The sequence below is a fragment of the Nostoc sp. FACHB-892 genome (assembly GCF_014698795.1).
Lineage (GTDB): Bacteria > Cyanobacteriota > Cyanobacteriia > Cyanobacteriales > Nostocaceae > Nostoc.
Map to the genome: position 1 here is coordinate 42,938 of NZ_JACJTR010000008.1, position 15,743 is coordinate 58,680.

The window sequence follows — 15,743 nt, forward strand, 5'->3', positions numbered from 1 at the left end:
GTTTAGCGAATGCTGGACATTTCAGGTAGACAAATAATTGCGTAGGCGCAGCCCGTCGTAGACATCGCCATCAGCCCATATATTTTAGTTAGAGAAGTTGTTTCAGTAAAAACACTACTGCTTAAGTATCTATTATCTAATAAACTTAATTGGAATTTTGTATAAAAACTTACTTATCAAGGAGCATTAAATGGCTGTAGGAATGCCGGAATTCGTTGAGAATCCAGAAAATCGTTGCCCTGTAATTCTGTTACTCGATACTTCTGGCTCTATGTCAGGTCAGCCTATCCAAGAGTTAAATCGAGGACTTGCTGCTTTCAAAGCAGATGTACTAAAAGATTCCCAAGCATCGCTGAGTGTAGAAGTAGCCATGATTACATTTGGCCCTATAGTTAAACTCACGCAAGACTTTGTGACGATTGACCAATTTACACCGCCTACATTGGAAGTAGATGGTGTTACCCCAATGGGTGGGGCAATTGAGTATGCTTTGGATTTTCTAGAAAGCCGGAAACAGACTTATAAAGACAACGGTATTCTTTATTATCGCCCTTGGGTGTTTTTGATTACAGACGGAGCGCCAACTGACTCCTGGCAATCAGCCGCGCAAAGGATGAGAGAAGCAGAAGCACAACGTCGACTTTCATTTTTTGCGGTTGGTGTACAGGGTGCTGATATGAATATTCTCAAACAAATTTCTGTTCCTGAACGTCTACCAATTATGCTCAATGGCTTAGATTTTCGTGAGATGTTTGTCTGGCTTTCTGCTTCAATGAAACGGGTTTCTAGTGGCAAAGTGGGGCAAGCTGTAGCTTTACCGGCTATGGGATGGGGTCAAATTATCAGTTAGAGGAAATTTTGTGAAGTGGAAAGCTGTTGCACGTTCCGAGATTGGAACAAGTCATCAAAAACAGGGGATAGTTTGTCAAGATTATGGGAAATATTGCATCTTTGATGATGTGATTGTAGGCGCTGTTGCTGATGGTGCTGGTAGTGCTAAATATTCTGATATTGGTTCTAAGTTGGCGGTAGAAACAGTACTGAAATGCTTTTCTGATATTAATGAATTTCCTTATAAGCAAGCTTTTTCTCAACCACTTGACAAAGAAGAAGCTCAGAGAGTGTTTGCTAAGATTGTAAACCAAGTTATTACAAAATTACAGACGCAAGCAGATGAAGGAGATTATTCTGTTAATGATTTAGCTTGTACGTTGCTAGTTTTTGTGGCAACTCATGACTGGCTTGCAGCTATGCAAATCGGGGATGGATTTATTGTAATGTGTTCCCAAGATTCAGAATATAAACTGTTGTTTCAGCCAGATAAAGGTGAGTTTGCTAATGAAACAACTTTTATCACCTCAACAAATGCACTGAAAGAAATGCAGGTAAAGGTCATTCCCGAAAAACAAGAGTTTATTTGTGCTTCCACTGATGGACTAGAAAAAGTAGCAATTCGCTTAAGTGACTGGCAACCCTTCTCGCCTTTCTTTAAACCTTTGGAGGAATACTTACACGAACCTGTTAATCCAGAGGATGAAGATAAATATCTAACGCAATTCCTCAACTCTGAACGGCTAAATTCTCGCACTGACGATGATAAAACCTTACTTTTGTGCTTGTTTGATAGAGAGTAAAATTCAATGACAGTTCTCACCTGTGCCAGTACGGGTCAATCGATTGCTCTGCTGGGTGAACCAATAGCTAAGAGTGGTGAAGGTCAGGTTTGGCGAACTAATCACAATGGTTACTTAGCAAAAATTTACCACGACCAAACTCCTGAGCGTGTGCAAAAGTTGGCGGTGATGATAGCGCACCGACCCAAAGAGCCAAACTCTCATCTCAATCATATTTCTTTTGCTTGGCCTAAGTCGGTATTGAAAGATGCTCAAGGTGATTGTGTCGGCTTTTTGATGCCGGAAATTAAGGAAGCAAAACAACTTATTGATGTATACAACCCCCAGAGAAAAAAGGCTTTAAAACTTGGCGTTGATTGGCGTTTTTTGCACACAACGGCGCTGAATATCGCCTCAATTATTGAAGCAATTCACATTTCTGGCTATGTTGTGGGTGACATCAAACCGCAAAATATTCTTGTAAACGATCGCGCCTTACCTTCTATTATTGATACTGACTCATTTCAGGTTCGGAATCCGAAAAATAATAAGGTTTATCGTTGTCTAGTTGGTTCAGAGGGCTTTACACCACCGGAACTGATTGATAAAGATTTTTCTAGTATCGATCAAACGGAAGTACACGATCGCTTCCGGTTAGCAGTCATTATCTATCAGTTGTTGTTTGGTGGTCAAACTCCTTTTGCAGGAAAGTGGATAGGTGCGGGGGAAACTCCAGAAACTAATGAACTTATCCGTCAGGGTTTATGGCTGTATGCACCAAACCGTTTGATTCAACCTGTAGAAAGGACAATTCCTCTTGAGATTATTCACCCAGAGGTTCAGCGATGTTTTCTCAAATGCTTTAACGATGGTTATAAAAATTCTAACTTGCGTCCAACTGCTGGGGATTGGGTAAAGGCGCTCAGACTTGCTGTTAATGAGTTAACTATCTGTGGAAAGGTAGACAGCCACTACTACAGCCAAACTTATGGTAAGTGTTATTGGTGCGATCGTTCTACAAAACTTGGTGTTGATATATTTCCTGGGTTTGCTAGACCAAAACAACAATCTGCTTTTGCTGTATCAACATCACAACCTAAAGCTTTTGCCACAAATAAAATTATAGAAAATATCGCAATAGGAGGGCTAATCCATAACCTCCAAGGGCATTCCGACTCGATTCGTTCCATAGCTTTCAGCCCAGATGGTAAAATCCTTGCCAGTGGAAGTTATGACAAAACCATCAAATTGTGGAATGTTGGTACGGGAAGAGAAATCTACACCTTTCAGGGGCATTCCGACTCTGTTTATTCCGTAGCTTTCAGTCCAGATGGCAAAATCATTGTCAGTGGGAGTGATGACAAGACTATCAAATTGTGGGATGTAGGCACAAGGAGAGAGATTTACACCCTTCAGGGTCATTCCGACTGGGTTCATTCCGTAGCTTTCAGTCCAGATGGCAAAATTCTTGCCAGTGGGAGTCGTGACAAGACTATCAAACTGTGGGATGTCACAACAGGAAGAGAAATCTACACACTTCAGGGGCATTCCGACTGGGTTCGTTCCGTAGCTTTCAGTCCAGATGGCAAAACTCTTGCCAGTGCAAGCTTGGACAAAACTATCATGTGGGATGTCACAACAGGAGGGCAAATCCGCATTCTCCAAGCGCATTCCTCCAGGCTTCATTCCGTAGTTTTTAGCCCAGATGGCAAAATCCTTGCCAGTGGGAGTACCGAAACGACTATCAAACTGTGGGATGTTACAACAGGAGGGCAAATTCACATTATCCAAGGGCATTCTGACTCGTCGGCTGCTTCGGTTGCCTTCAGTCCAGATGGTAAAACCCTCGCCAGTGGGGGTTGTGGTGACATTAAACTATGGAATGTAGCTACGGCAACAGAAATCTACACTCTTAAAGGACATTCCGACTGGGTTTGTTCCGTAGCTTTTAGTCCAGATAGTAAAATCCTTGCTAGTGCTAGCTTTGACAAGACTATCAATTTTTGGCAGCTTATATCATCAAACAATACAGCTACTTCATCACCAATTAAGTTAACTCAATTTAATGTTCCTCAATCGGCAGTTTCTACACCTCATATTTCAGGAAAAACGCATCTAAAGTATATAAATCCTTTAATAGCAAAGGTTTGGGCGTTTTCCTGCTTAGGCTATTTTTTTATCAATATCGTTATCCAGCAAGCATTTCAGAAATTACGTGCGTTTGCCCTGCGTCATATTCAACCTGTAACAACTAAAATACTGATAAAAGCTACCGCTACAACTACTTCAAATACTGAACGAGTCATATTGTTGTTGTGTTTTAATTGCATCTTGTTGGTTTTATTTTTAATTGTTGGGATTGCAATCTTTGCGATTGTGCGTAACTAAAAGCTTATTCACTGACAATGTAATTGCCGCAATACGTAAATCTTGAGTGCCAACGCGAATTTTCTGTTTAACTAATTCAGCATAAACATTACAAGCTTTAGCATCAAATTCAAGTAATTTTATATTTTTGAAATATTCTATTTCATCCCATAATCCCTTGTAGCCCCATATTAATTTGTCATACTTAGAAGCTTGATTGTTATATTTATTGATAACATTCAGCCATCCTTTAACTTTTTCCTCGAATGTAATCACTGTATGTAATGGCTAAATTTTCAGGTTTCTGCTGTCTTATCCGTTGTGTAACTAGTGGATGACTATTTTGAAAGAACGACAGATGATCTGTATCTAATATCCACATAATACTTACTTTGTCTCATTGTCCAAATCAATTTGACTCCGTTCAGCTTCTATGTATTCCAGAACTTCAGTAAAAAGAGGATTATCTTTGTGCATTCCTGCAAATTTCATCCAAGGATGTTCGGTTTGGGGAGATTCAATTTCCAAAGTTACTATTTCTGGCTTTCGCTCTTGTAAAAGTTGAATTAGTTTCTCTAACGCTTCTTCTTTAGTCACACCAGAGCTTTTAAAATCTGGCAAGCCTAGCACTGTCGCACTAACTCCACCATCTGGTTGATTTTCAATCAGCACATCATAATTTAACTTGGGTACAGTATTATTAGGAAAAGTTTTTACAATTAAATTCATAATATTTTTAACCTTGAAGTTTTATATTGATTATAACTGCTGACCTACTTACTGCTAACATTTAGTTTTTACGTGTTAGCAACTGACAACCGCTATATCATATGTCTTTTGCGATCGCACCAATGATTTACAATCAATCAGAGTTTAATTTACGCTGTGAATGGGGGGCACAAGGAGTTGCTCAACTCGCTCCCATCAGTGATGTAATTGTAATAGTTGACATTCTCTCTTTTTCTACCTGCGTGGAAATTGCCACCAACAACGGCGCGATAATTTTTCCTTACGCATATAAAGATGAATCAGCCATAGATTATGCCAAGTCAGTACAAGCAGAGTTAGCAAGTCATAGAGAACGTTGGACTACAACTGGATATTCTCTCTCGCCAAAATCAGTAACTCATATTTCTGCTGGAACTAGACTAGTTTTACCGTCACCTAATGGTTCTTTTCTGACTTTACATACAGGGGATACCCCAACTTTGGCTGGTTGCTTGCGAAATTGCCAAGCTGTAGCGCAGTTTGCTCAAAAGTATGGTGATAAAATCGCTGTGATTCCTGCCGGTGAAAGGTGGAAAGAAGATGGTAGCCTCCGCCCTGCATTTGAAGATTTAATTGGTGCTGGGGCAATTCTCAGTTATTTACATGGCAGTTTATCACCAGAAGCCGAAGTTGCTGTAACAACATTTCAAGCTTTCCAGCAGAATTTATTGGGGTACTTAAAAAAATGCAGTTCGGGTAAAGAGTTGATTGAGAGAGGTTTTGAGTCAGATGTTGAACTGTCCGCCGCCTACAACATTAGTGATTGCGTGCCTTTGTTTACTGATAATACTTATGTAGATTCCAGGCTACAGGCTTAAGAGACTTCCAAATAAAAATATCTCCAAACTGACACAAAAATCCTCTCTATTTCTCCTCTCTCTGTGTTCTCTGTGCGGCAGTCGCTCATGGGGGAAACCCCCAAGACCGCGCTGCCTTGTCTCTGTGGTTAGTTTATTCCTTAGAAATCCCTAATTAAAGGTCGCACTGATTGGTTTGGCAATATTTGGCATTATCTATAAACTCTTGCAATTTATTCAAGGGAATTATCTGAAATGATGACCCACCTTGCACCTCAGCAGTGATGTAAGCAAACTTTTGTCCGCGATAATACTGGTCACGTCCAACTTTGCTAATATATCGGGACTTCTGGAAGTCATTGGCAATATTAGAATTATAAATATTTTGTAACAATTTCACTGCATTGGCATTTTTTGTGGTGAATTTGAGGCGTTTATCACCACTAACGGTTATGCCTTCTTTATTCACTGTCCCATTTTGAGAAGTGACATCAGCATAGAAGTATAAATTTCCCTTTGTACCGTCGTAGCCGTGGGCTTCGCTGTTGTATCTCAGAGTTGGTAGTAAAGGTCTGGTCTTTGCCCACTTCACAACGGTGCTGATGTTTTGCTCTGGAAGCGCATTTACGGGAGTGACAGCCAAAATAACTACGATCGCAGACAGAGTAGCATTGAATAAATAGTTAAATTTACAACTTTTGCTCATAGTATTTTCCCTATATAAAATGTTGATATCTAAAGCTTAATTCAACGGAATTTAAGAATTATTTTCCGTTGGCGTTATTTATGAATATTTAGCTGACAGTAGCAAAAACAACTTAACATCGACTAATGACTACTGTCCACTGAGACTGCCGTAGGCAATTTGATTTCAACTAAAATTTTGTATAAGTTGTAATAATCGTAGGGTGGACACTGCCACAAACATCAAAATAGAGGCTTCCGGCATCAGTAGACCGTGCCTAGCCTATTTCTTAGTTACAAAACTTAGATTTTGTCTCAGCCAAACAAGAGTATGTACTCTTAAAACTGGATGTATCTAAGCTACGGTTCTACACAGTTCTTAATAAACCAGCTTTGAGAACGCAAAACGTTCTAATCTAAAAGCTAACCGGGTTAATTTACTGGCAGTTTTGCAGGCACTACTCTCAAGCTTATAAAGCACAGACACACCGATGTGTCAAGCCTCAAAGCGATCCAGACTTAACACATAAATGATTATGATGGGAGTTTTACAAATCCGATGAGTGTTAAGGCAAGTGGTGGAAGCTCAGTTGCGCGTCCGCAACTATATCAAACCCTAGCTGTAGCGACAATTACCCAAGCCGAGCAGCAAGACCGCTTTTTGGGAAGTGGTGAATTAGATGAACTGGCAAGCTATTTTGCGTCTGGTGCAAAGCGTCTAGAAATTTCCCAGACGCTGACGGATAATGCCGAGATTATTGTATCTCGCGCTGCCAACCGGATTTTTGTCGGTGGTTCGCCAATGGCTTTTTTAGAAAAGCCCAGAGAAGTAGAAGTAGTACCTGTTAGTGCTGGTGCTAGTGTTCAGCAAGGGATGCAACTAGGAACTGTAACCTACGTTGAAAGTCGTGGTGGATTCTTAGAAAATTTACGATCAATATTTAACTCATCCCCCAGTGGCCCAACACCTCCGGGTTTTAGACCAATTAACATTGCTCGATATGGCCCAAGCAACATGGCCAAGAGCTTGCGGGATTTATCCTGGTTCTTGCGCTACGCTACTTACGCGATCGTTGCTGGCGACCCCAACATCATAGCGGTGAATACACGGGGTTTGCGGGAAATAATTGAAAATGCCTGCTCTGGTGAAGCAACGCTAGTAGCTTTGCAAGAAATCAAAGCCGCGTCACTTTCCTTTTTCCGCAAAGATGCTGAGGCTACAGAAATTGTGTCTCAGTACATGGATGTTTTGCTAGCAGAATTCAAAGCAGCCACACCTTCAAATAAAGTTCGCCAACGCCCCTCTAGCGACCAGCAAGGGTTGCAACTGCCGCAAATTTACTTTAATGCGGCAGAACGGCGTCCCAAGTATGTGATGAAAACTGGGTTGTCAGCTACCGAAAAAAATGAGGTAATCAAAGCTACATATCGGCAAATTTTTGAGCGCGATATTACCCGTGCTTATAGCTTGTCGATATCTGACCTAGAATCCAAGGTAAAAAATGGCGACATCTCCGTGAAGGAATTTGTCCGTCGTCTAGCTAAATCTCCCCTTTACCAAAAACAGTTTTACCAGCCTTTTATTAACAGCCGAGTCATTGAACTAGCTTTCCGTCACATTTTAGGACGGGGCCCAAGTAGCCGTGAAGAAGTACAAAAATACTTCTCGATTGTTTCTAACGGTGGTCTGCCAGCCTTAGTAGATGCCTTAGTAGATTCTGCTGAATACAGCGACTATTTTGGCGAAGAAACAGTACCCTACCTGCGGGGTCTTGGTCAAGAGGCACAAGAATGTCGCAACTGGGGACCGCAGCAAGACCTCTTGAACTACAGTGCGCCTTTCCGCAAGATACCTCAGTTTATTACCACATTTGCTGCTTACGAACAACCGCTACCAGACCAACATCCTTATGGTTCTGGGAATGACCCCTTGGAAATTCAATTTGGGGCAATTTTCCCGAAAGAAACTCGCAACCCCAGCACCAGTCCGGCTCCTTTTGGGAAGGATACCAAGCGCATCCTAATTCACCAAGGGGCAGGGATTAATAACCAGAATAGTAATCCCAAAGCGCGGGGTGAAGCTCCTGGTACTCTTGGACCAAAGGTGTTCAAGTTAGATCAACTGCCAGGTACTATTGGTAGAAAGGCAACCAAAGGTTCTAGCGTTAGATTCTCCGAAAGCTCGACGCAAGCAGTGATTAAAGCTGCTTACCTGCAAGTTTTCGGTCGCGATCTTTACGAAGGTCAGCGCCCGAAGGTATTGGAAATCAAGCTGGAAAACGGCGACATCTCTGTACGGGAGTTTATCCGTGCTTTGGCTAAGTCGGATGTATTCCGCAATCTGTACTGGACATCGCTCTATGTTTGTAAAGCGATCGAGTATATTCACCGCCGCTTGTTGGGTCGTCCGACTTATGGTCGTCAAGAACTCAATAAGTACTTTGACATTGCTGCCAAACAAGGCTTTTACGCGGTAGTTGATGCCATTATTGACAGCCTAGAATACACTGAAGCATTCGGTGAAGATACAATTCCTTACGAACGGTATCTGACTCCTGGTGGTGTATCAGGACGACAATTACGCGTTGGTAGCATTCGTGAAGATGTTGCGGCGAAAGTTCAGAAGGAAGTAACGCCGAGCTTTGTGACACTGGGTACAGTCACAGAAAAACGGTCAGAACCAGATGTTCAGTTCCGTGTTAACCAAGGCGTCAGCAAGCAACGTGAACAAACCAAAATCTTCAAGTTGGTGGCGAATACCAATGACAAAGTTGCAGTGCAAACTTTGATTAGTGCTGCCTATCGTCAGATTTTTGAGCGGGATATTGCACCATACATCGCCAAAAATGAATTTACGGCGTGGGAAAGCAAGCTGGGTAACGGCGAAATTAGTGTGAAGGAATTTATTGAAGGTTTGGGTTATTCTAACCTCTACCTAAAAGAGTTCTACACACCTTACCCCAACACCAAAGTGATTGAGTTAGGAACCAAACACTTCTTGGGACGTGCGCCATTAGACCAAGCAGAAATCCGCAAGTATAACCAGATTTTGGCTACTCAAGGTATTCGTGCCTTTATTGCTGCTTTGGTAAATAGTGTGGAATATAACGAGGTATTTGGTGAGGATACGGTGCCTTACCGTCGCTTCCCAACTCTACCTGCGGCAAACTTCCCGAATACAGAGAAGCTGTACAACCAGCTTACCAAGCAAAACGATGACGTAGTTGTACCGAGCTTTAAGCCAGTACAACCGCGTGTAGGAGTTAGCAACGATACGCCGCTTTTGACCCAAGCGATCGCAGATATAGCAGCGCAAACAAATGGTAAGCCCTCATTTGCTGAACTGGGTCGTTCCTACAACGATGGTAGCGGGCAACCTGTGGAAGTGGCTGTGCGTAAACATGCACGCATTTACCGTCTAACTGAAAACACAAACCAAGCCGAAAGACAACAGGCAATCAACGCCATTTACTGTCAGGTATTGGATGTATTTAACGGTGAAGTGCCTGATAATTTCCGCCGTACTGACTTAGACAGCAAACTCCAGAATGGTGAAATTTCCGTCCGGGAGTTTGTACGTGAACTAGCTAGTTCCGAAATCTATCGCCAGCGCTTCTTATTACCTTATCCTCATGCCAAGGTGATTGAGTTCCTCTTCCGCCACCTGTTGGGGCGTACACCCGCAGATCAGGAAGAAATTCGCCAGTATAACAATCTGCTAGCTAATACTGGTTTGTCAGCTACTGTAGAAGCAATAGTCGGAAGCCCAGAATATAGCCGCTACTTTGGTGAAGATGTTGTACCTTACAACCGTTTCCCAATAGGTAATAGCTAATAGGGAATGGGGAATAGGGTACAGATTATTTACTGTCCCCTGTCCCCTTTCCTTTTCGTAACGTTTCGTAATATTGCTCTCAGATTACAGCTAAAACCGAAAATTCTGATAAGCAATATTACAAAGTATTAAGAGCAGTCATAAATGCTCAACAGAATGCCGGAAAATGTTTTGCGGAAGGTAACTGAGTTTCAAAGCTTGTGTTCTTGTATTGACTCAAGAAAACTCGTAATTTATTAGCCGTAACAGTTATTAAACTGTTGTATCTAAAAGAACGAGAAAACAAACTCAGTGAACCGAATTAAAGTCGTACCAGTTTAATCAAATCCTGGTTTCATTCGTATTTGGAGGAATCCATTAATGAGTATCGTCACGAAAGCTATCGTGAATGCTGACGCAGAAGCTCGCTACCTCAGCCCTGGTGAATTGGATCGGATCAAATCCTTTGTTGCTACTGGTGAGCGCCGTGTGCGGATTGCTCAAGTTTTGACAGAAAATCGCGAACGTCTGGTTAAGCAAGCTGGCGATCAACTGTTCCAAAAGCGTCCTGATGTTGTGTCTCCTGGTGGCAACGCTTACGGTCAAGAATTGACCGCTACTTGTCTGCGTGACCTTGATTATTACCTCCGCCTCGTTACCTACGGTATCGTTGCTGGTGATGTTACCCCCATCGAAGAAATTGGTGTTATCGGTGTCCGTGAAATGTACAAGTCCTTAGGAACTCCTATCGATGGTGTTGCTGAAGGTATTCGTGGACTGAAGAATGTAGCTACTACATTGATGTCTGGTGATGATGCTGCTGAAGCTGGTACTTACTTCGACTACTTAGTTGGTGCCCTGCTATAAGGTGATGCTGTTTCTCTGCTGAAACAGAAGTATTGCAATACGGTTGGAAATAAGGAATTAATAACATGGCTCAAGACGCAATTACCGCTGTCATTAACTCCGCAGACGTTCAAGGTAAATACCTAGACTCTTCTGCTTTACAAAAGCTAAAAGGCTACTTTGCCACTGGCGAACTGCGAGTACGTGCTGCTAGCACCATCAGCGCTAACGCTGCTGCGATCGTTAAAGAAGCTGTAGCAAAATCTTTGCTATACTCTGACATCACCCGTCCCGGCGGCAACATGTACACCACCCGCCGCTATGCAGCTTGCATCCGTGATTTGGACTATTACCTCCGCTATGCCACCTACGCTATGTTAGCTGGCGATCCTTCCATTTTGGATGAGCGTGTATTAAATGGCTTGAAGGAAACCTACAACTCTTTAGGAGTTCCCGTTGGTGCTACCGTGCAGGCTATCCAAGCAATCAAGGAAGTAACCGCTAGCTTGGTTGGTTCTGATGCTGGTAAGGAAATGGGTGTTTACCTAGACTATATCTCTTCTGGCTTAAGCTAAGAACTAGTTTGCGCTTAAAAATTTAGGTGCGACTTTATTAAGGTCTGGAAATCAACTGTGAGTGCTAGAACGTTATATTGCTTATCTTGGTAAATTATCACTGATGAGTGTTGGTGGTCTAGTATTGATGTTTGATTTCCAGCCTTTGAATAATTAAAAGATTTGCACTCAAGATTTTGAGATAAAAAAGTTTTCACAAAGTTTACAGGAGATTTTCAAAACATGTCCCGTTTTTTTAAAATTACTGCTCTAGTTCCCAGCCAAACCAGAATTCGTACTCAACGCGAACTCCAAAATACTTACTTTACTAAATTAGTTCCTTATGAGAACTGGTTCCGTGAACAGCAACGCATTCAAAAAGCAGGCGGCACAATCATTAAGGTAGAACTGGCAACTGGTAAGCAAGGTACTAATGCTGGCTTGTCGTAATTACTGTAGATAAAACATTATTTTAGAGAATTAGTAAGAGGTCAGTAAAGACCTCTTTTTTTTGCTGCTTGTATTTTTGAAAATTAAAATAGCAAAGAAGTGGGGAAAACGAATAAGTGAAAATACGGTTGTAATAATGAGTATTTATAGCATTAAAATGCGAACAGTTTTCCCTATTTTTTCGGTTTTAAAGCTGTAATAAAACATTTCAAAGCTTAACTACGGAAAAGCTTGTGATTTAAATAACCCTTTAGGGAATCAGTTGTCAAGTTTCGCTGAAATTCACAAAGCAAAATTAGGTACAGTCATGAGGAGGCTTCCATGTACGGATTAGTAAATAAAGCAATTCAAGACATGGTATGCAGTCGCTTTGGCGAAGAGACTTGGAAAAAAATTAAGCACAAAGCAGAGGTGGACATAGATGTTTTTCTCAATATGGAGGGCTATCCCGATGACATCACCCACAAGCTCGTCAAAGCTGCTAGTGTCGTTCTGAGCTTATCTACCCAACAAATTATGCAAGCTTTTGGAGAATTCTGGGTTCAGTACACAGCCCAAGAAGGTTACGGCGAAATGATGGATATGAGTGGAGATACACTACCTGAATTTTTAGAAAACCTTGATAATCTTCATGCTCGTGTAGGAGTTAGTTTTCCCAACCTTCACCCCCCATCATTTGAGTGTACTGATATGGAAGAAAATTCTTTGAGCTTACATTATCGCTCTGATAGAGAAGGGCTAACGCCAATGATTCTTGGACTAGTTCAGGGATTGGGAAACAGGTTTGATACAGAAGTTGATATTACTCAAACCCAGAATCGGGATGAGGGTGCTGAACATGATGAATTTTTAGTGATTTATAAACCAAATTGAGTGTAGCATGGCTTCTCCTCACCTTACGCTTTCGCCAGAGCTTCTGTCGAAAGCTTTTCCCTTCCACTTTGCCTTTAGCCGTAATCGAGAAATTGTACAAGCTGGTGATGTTTTAGGGCGCATTAGTCCTGAACCACTAGTTGGTAAATTGATTGAGCAGCATTTCCAGATAAATCGTCCAAAAATTTTGGTTGATTTTGATGCTATTAGTAAACAATCTCGTGCACTGTTTATTTTAGAGTTTCTCCACAATGGAATGCAGCTCAAGGGTCAGATGATGTATCAACCAGAGCAGGAAGTTATCTTTTTTCTAGGCTCTCCCTGGATTACAGATACAATTAGTCTGGCTCCTCTGGGTCTTAAACTCAAAGACTTTGCGATTCACGACCCGATTGTTGATTTCCTATTTCTACTGCAAGCTCAGAACACCGCTTTGGCTGATGCTAAAAACTTAACAAGCGAACTTAAACAGCAAAGGGCAGAACTACGGAGTGCATTGCAAATCAAGGAGAATCTAGCAGAAATTGCTGAGGCTCAGGCTAAAAAATTGGAAAAATCCCTCCAAGAGCTACAGCAAACTCAAGCCCAACTAATTCAGGCTGAGAAAATGTCTAGTTTGGGACAGTTAGTTGCTGGAGTTGCTCACGAAATTAATAACCCCGTTAACTTTATTTACGGAAATTTAAAATATGCAAAAGATTATACACAGTCTCTATTAAGGCTTGTGCATCTTTACAAGCAGTTTTATGCTAATCCTGTATTAGAAATTCAAGAATACACAGAGGAAATTGAGTTAGACTTTTTACTAGATGATTTACCCAAAATCCTAAGTTCGATGCAAGTAGGAGCCGAAAGGATCTCTGAAATTGTTTTGTCTCTTCGGAATTTCTCTCGTCTTGATGAAGCGGAGAAGAAAACTGTTGATATTCACCACGGACTGGATAGTACTTTGCTTATTTTACAGAATCGGTTGAAGAATAACATTGATCATCCTGGTATAAAAGTGGTCAAAAATTATGGGAATTTGCCTTTAGTCGATTGCTACGCTGGCCAACTCAATCAAGTATTCATGAATATTATCAGTAATGCCATTGATGCGCTCGAAAACTATAACGATAAACGAACGATCGCAGATATTCACGCTAATCCTAATAAAATTACAATTACTACGCAAATCATCGAAACGAAGTGTGTTATCCGAATTGCTGATAATGGGTCAGGAATGACAGAAGCAATTAAGGAACGATTATTTGACCCGTTTTTTACAACTAAGCCTGTAGGCAAGGGTACAGGATTAGGCTTATCAATTAGTTATCAAATTGTAGTTGAAAAACATAGGGGAACATTAAGATGTATATCAGAACCTGGACAAGGAACTGAGTTTTGGATTGAAATTCCCTTGTCTATAGACAGAGAAGCAGTTAATTCCGTTAAATTATTAAGTTTTATGAATCATCATGATTCAGCAATGCTGACAGTAAGTGAGTAAAACTCACCACTTTATTATTTTGACTCTCCGAACTTCTGAACTAAAGAAGCCTTAGATTGAGGATAATTCTAAATTACCATTTAAATTACTGTATTTGATGTATAAAATTGTGCTTTTTAATTTTAAATGCAGCGATCGCAAAAATTGATCGAGCGGTGTATTGAAGTTTACTATTTTAAGATTTATGGTTGTAAAGCTTACTTATGAGTTATAAATTATGATTTATGAGTTTTACTGTTAACTCCTAATTCCTAACTTTTTACCTATACTGCTCGTGAATCTACGCCGCTTGATTCCAATTTTTGATAGTTCAGTCTCCAACTGGGCATTAGAAGCGCGGCTGTTGCGCTGGTTAACGTTGATTTGGCTGTTCGTCGGCTTGGTAATGCTATTTTCAGCATCCTATCCTGTCGCTGATGCTCGTCATGATGATGGCTTGTACTACTTTAAGCGTCAACTGGTTTGGGTGTTAGTTTCCTTAATTGGATTCAATATTATTGTTAATTTGCCTTTGCAGAAAATTTTGGGACAATCCCATTGGTTTTTATTAGTGTTTTTGACATTAATTTTCATTACACTGATTCCAGGATTGGGAAAGAAAGCTTTTGACGCAGCACGTTGGATAGCGATCGGGCCAATTCCGATTCAACCCTCAGAATTAATTAAACCCTTCTTGGTGCTGCAAAGTGCGCGGCTTTTTGGTCAATGGGAACGAATCAGTTGGCGGGTTCGCTTGGCTTGGTTGGGTATTTTCAGTCTGGTACTTTTAGGAATTCTTGCCCAGCCTAACTTGAGTACAACAGCACTTTGCGGCATGACGATTTGGCTAATTGCTCTAGCAGCTGGCTTACCTTACAAGTATCTGGGAGGAACAGCAATTGGTGGAGTGATGTTGGCACTACTTAGTATTAGTATTAAAGAGTATCAGCGTAGGCGGGTAATGTCATTCCTCAATCCGTGGGCAGATGCGAGAGGAGATGGCTATCAGTTGGTGCAAAGTCTACTAGCTGTGGGTTCTGGTAGAACTTGGGGTTCTGGATTTGGGCTTTCTCAACAAAAACTATTTTATTTACCAATTCAGGATACTGATTTTATTTTTGCGGTGTTCGCCGAAGAGTTTGGGTTTGTCGGCAGTATGGTACTGTTGGCACTTTTAGCTACATTCGCCACTCTTGGATTAATTGTGGCTCTGAAGGCTAAAAATACAATACATCGATTGGTCGCGATCGGCGTGACAATTTTGATGGTAGGACAGTCATTGCTCCACGTCGGTGTTGCTACAGGTTCTCTACCAACTACTGGCTTACCTTTGCCCATGTTTAGTTATGGTGGTAATTCTATGATTGCTAGCTTAATAGCTGCTGGGTTGCTGGTTCGGGTAGCACGCGAGAGTAGTGAAGCTGAGGTAGTACCGTTGCGAAAACCCCTGGTTGAAAATGGTCGTAGACGTCGAGCTTTTCAGAAAAATAGAAATTGAGTTAGCTAAAG

Annotated in this window: 13 protein-coding genes and 1 pseudogene; 11 read left to right on the plus strand and 3 right to left on the minus strand. The window is 41.3% G+C overall.

Annotated elements, in window-relative coordinates; all coding sequences use genetic code 11:
* Positions 1-190: 190 nt before the first annotated feature.
* From H6G96_RS12980 to H6G96_RS12990, 3 genes are read left to right on the plus strand one after another with little or no spacing between them, the layout of a single operon-like run.
* Positions 191-850, plus strand: coding sequence for a VWA domain-containing protein (locus tag H6G96_RS12980; protein ID WP_190911843.1), 660 nt, complete (start codon positions 191-193; stop codon positions 848-850).
* A 10-nt stretch (positions 851-860) separates the two neighbouring features.
* Entirely contained in the window at positions 861-1,634 is a 774-nt protein-coding gene (locus tag H6G96_RS12985; RefSeq protein ID WP_190911844.1) for a protein phosphatase 2C domain-containing protein, read from the plus strand.
* Between the two features lie 6 nt (positions 1,635-1,640).
* On the plus strand, positions 1,641-4,001 hold the full coding sequence (locus H6G96_RS12990) for a hypothetical protein (RefSeq protein ID WP_190911845.1): 2,361 nt from the start codon (positions 1,641-1,643) through the stop codon (positions 3,999-4,001).
* Here H6G96_RS12990 and H6G96_RS12995 read toward each other — a convergent pair.
* Positions 3,960-4,256, minus strand: coding sequence for a hypothetical protein (locus H6G96_RS12995; RefSeq protein ID WP_242063269.1), 297 nt, complete (start codon positions 4,254-4,256; stop codon positions 3,960-3,962). The genes H6G96_RS12990 and H6G96_RS12995 overlap by 42 nt on opposite strands.
* A 111-nt stretch (positions 4,257-4,367) precedes the next feature.
* Positions 4,368-4,709, minus strand: coding sequence for a hypothetical protein (locus H6G96_RS13000; RefSeq protein ID WP_190911846.1), 342 nt, complete (start codon positions 4,707-4,709; stop codon positions 4,368-4,370).
* Between the two features lie 122 nt (positions 4,710-4,831).
* Between H6G96_RS13000 and H6G96_RS13005 the strand changes: the two genes are divergently transcribed.
* Positions 4,832-5,566 (plus strand): 2-phosphosulfolactate phosphatase, encoded by a 735-nt coding sequence (locus H6G96_RS13005; RefSeq protein ID WP_190912026.1) that lies wholly within the window; start codon positions 4,832-4,834, stop codon positions 5,564-5,566.
* A 154-nt stretch (positions 5,567-5,720) separates the two neighbouring features.
* On the opposite strand, the gene H6G96_RS13010 is transcribed toward H6G96_RS13005, so the two are convergent.
* Complete coding sequence (locus H6G96_RS13010) at positions 5,721-6,251, minus strand: hypothetical protein (protein ID WP_190911847.1); 531 nt, start codon at positions 6,249-6,251, stop codon at positions 5,721-5,723.
* A 537-nt stretch (positions 6,252-6,788) separates the two neighbouring features.
* Here H6G96_RS13010 and H6G96_RS13015 point away from each other — a divergent pair.
* From H6G96_RS13015 to H6G96_RS13045, 7 genes and pseudogenes are all read left to right on the plus strand, one after another.
* Positions 6,789-10,046, plus strand: a pseudogene (locus tag H6G96_RS13015) (phycobilisome rod-core linker polypeptide); the annotation flags it as partial.
* Positions 10,047-10,424: 378 nt separating this feature from the next.
* Positions 10,425-10,910 carry an allophycocyanin subunit alpha gene (gene apcA, locus H6G96_RS13020; protein WP_190911849.1) on the plus strand — a complete coding sequence of 162 codons (486 nt, stop codon included), beginning with the start codon at positions 10,425-10,427 and terminating at the stop codon, positions 10,908-10,910.
* A 65-nt stretch (positions 10,911-10,975) separates the two neighbouring features.
* Positions 10,976-11,464 (plus strand): allophycocyanin subunit beta, encoded by a 489-nt coding sequence (gene apcB / locus H6G96_RS13025; protein WP_100899351.1) that lies wholly within the window; start codon positions 10,976-10,978, stop codon positions 11,462-11,464.
* 222 nt (positions 11,465-11,686) lie between these two features.
* Entirely contained in the window at positions 11,687-11,893 is a 207-nt protein-coding gene (locus H6G96_RS13030) for a phycobilisome linker polypeptide (protein ID WP_190911850.1), read from the plus strand.
* Between the two features lie 321 nt (positions 11,894-12,214).
* On the plus strand, positions 12,215-12,766 hold the full coding sequence (locus H6G96_RS13035) for a heme NO-binding domain-containing protein (RefSeq protein ID WP_190911851.1): 552 nt from the start codon (positions 12,215-12,217) through the stop codon (positions 12,764-12,766).
* Between the two features lie 7 nt (positions 12,767-12,773).
* Entirely contained in the window at positions 12,774-14,255 is a 1,482-nt protein-coding gene (locus H6G96_RS13040) for an ATP-binding protein (protein ID WP_190911852.1), read from the plus strand.
* Between the two features lie 274 nt (positions 14,256-14,529).
* Positions 14,530-15,732, plus strand: a complete 1,203-nt coding sequence (locus H6G96_RS13045; protein WP_190911853.1) for an FtsW/RodA/SpoVE family cell cycle protein — start codon at positions 14,530-14,532, stop codon at positions 15,730-15,732.
* The last annotated feature ends 11 nt before the right edge of the window (positions 15,733-15,743 follow it).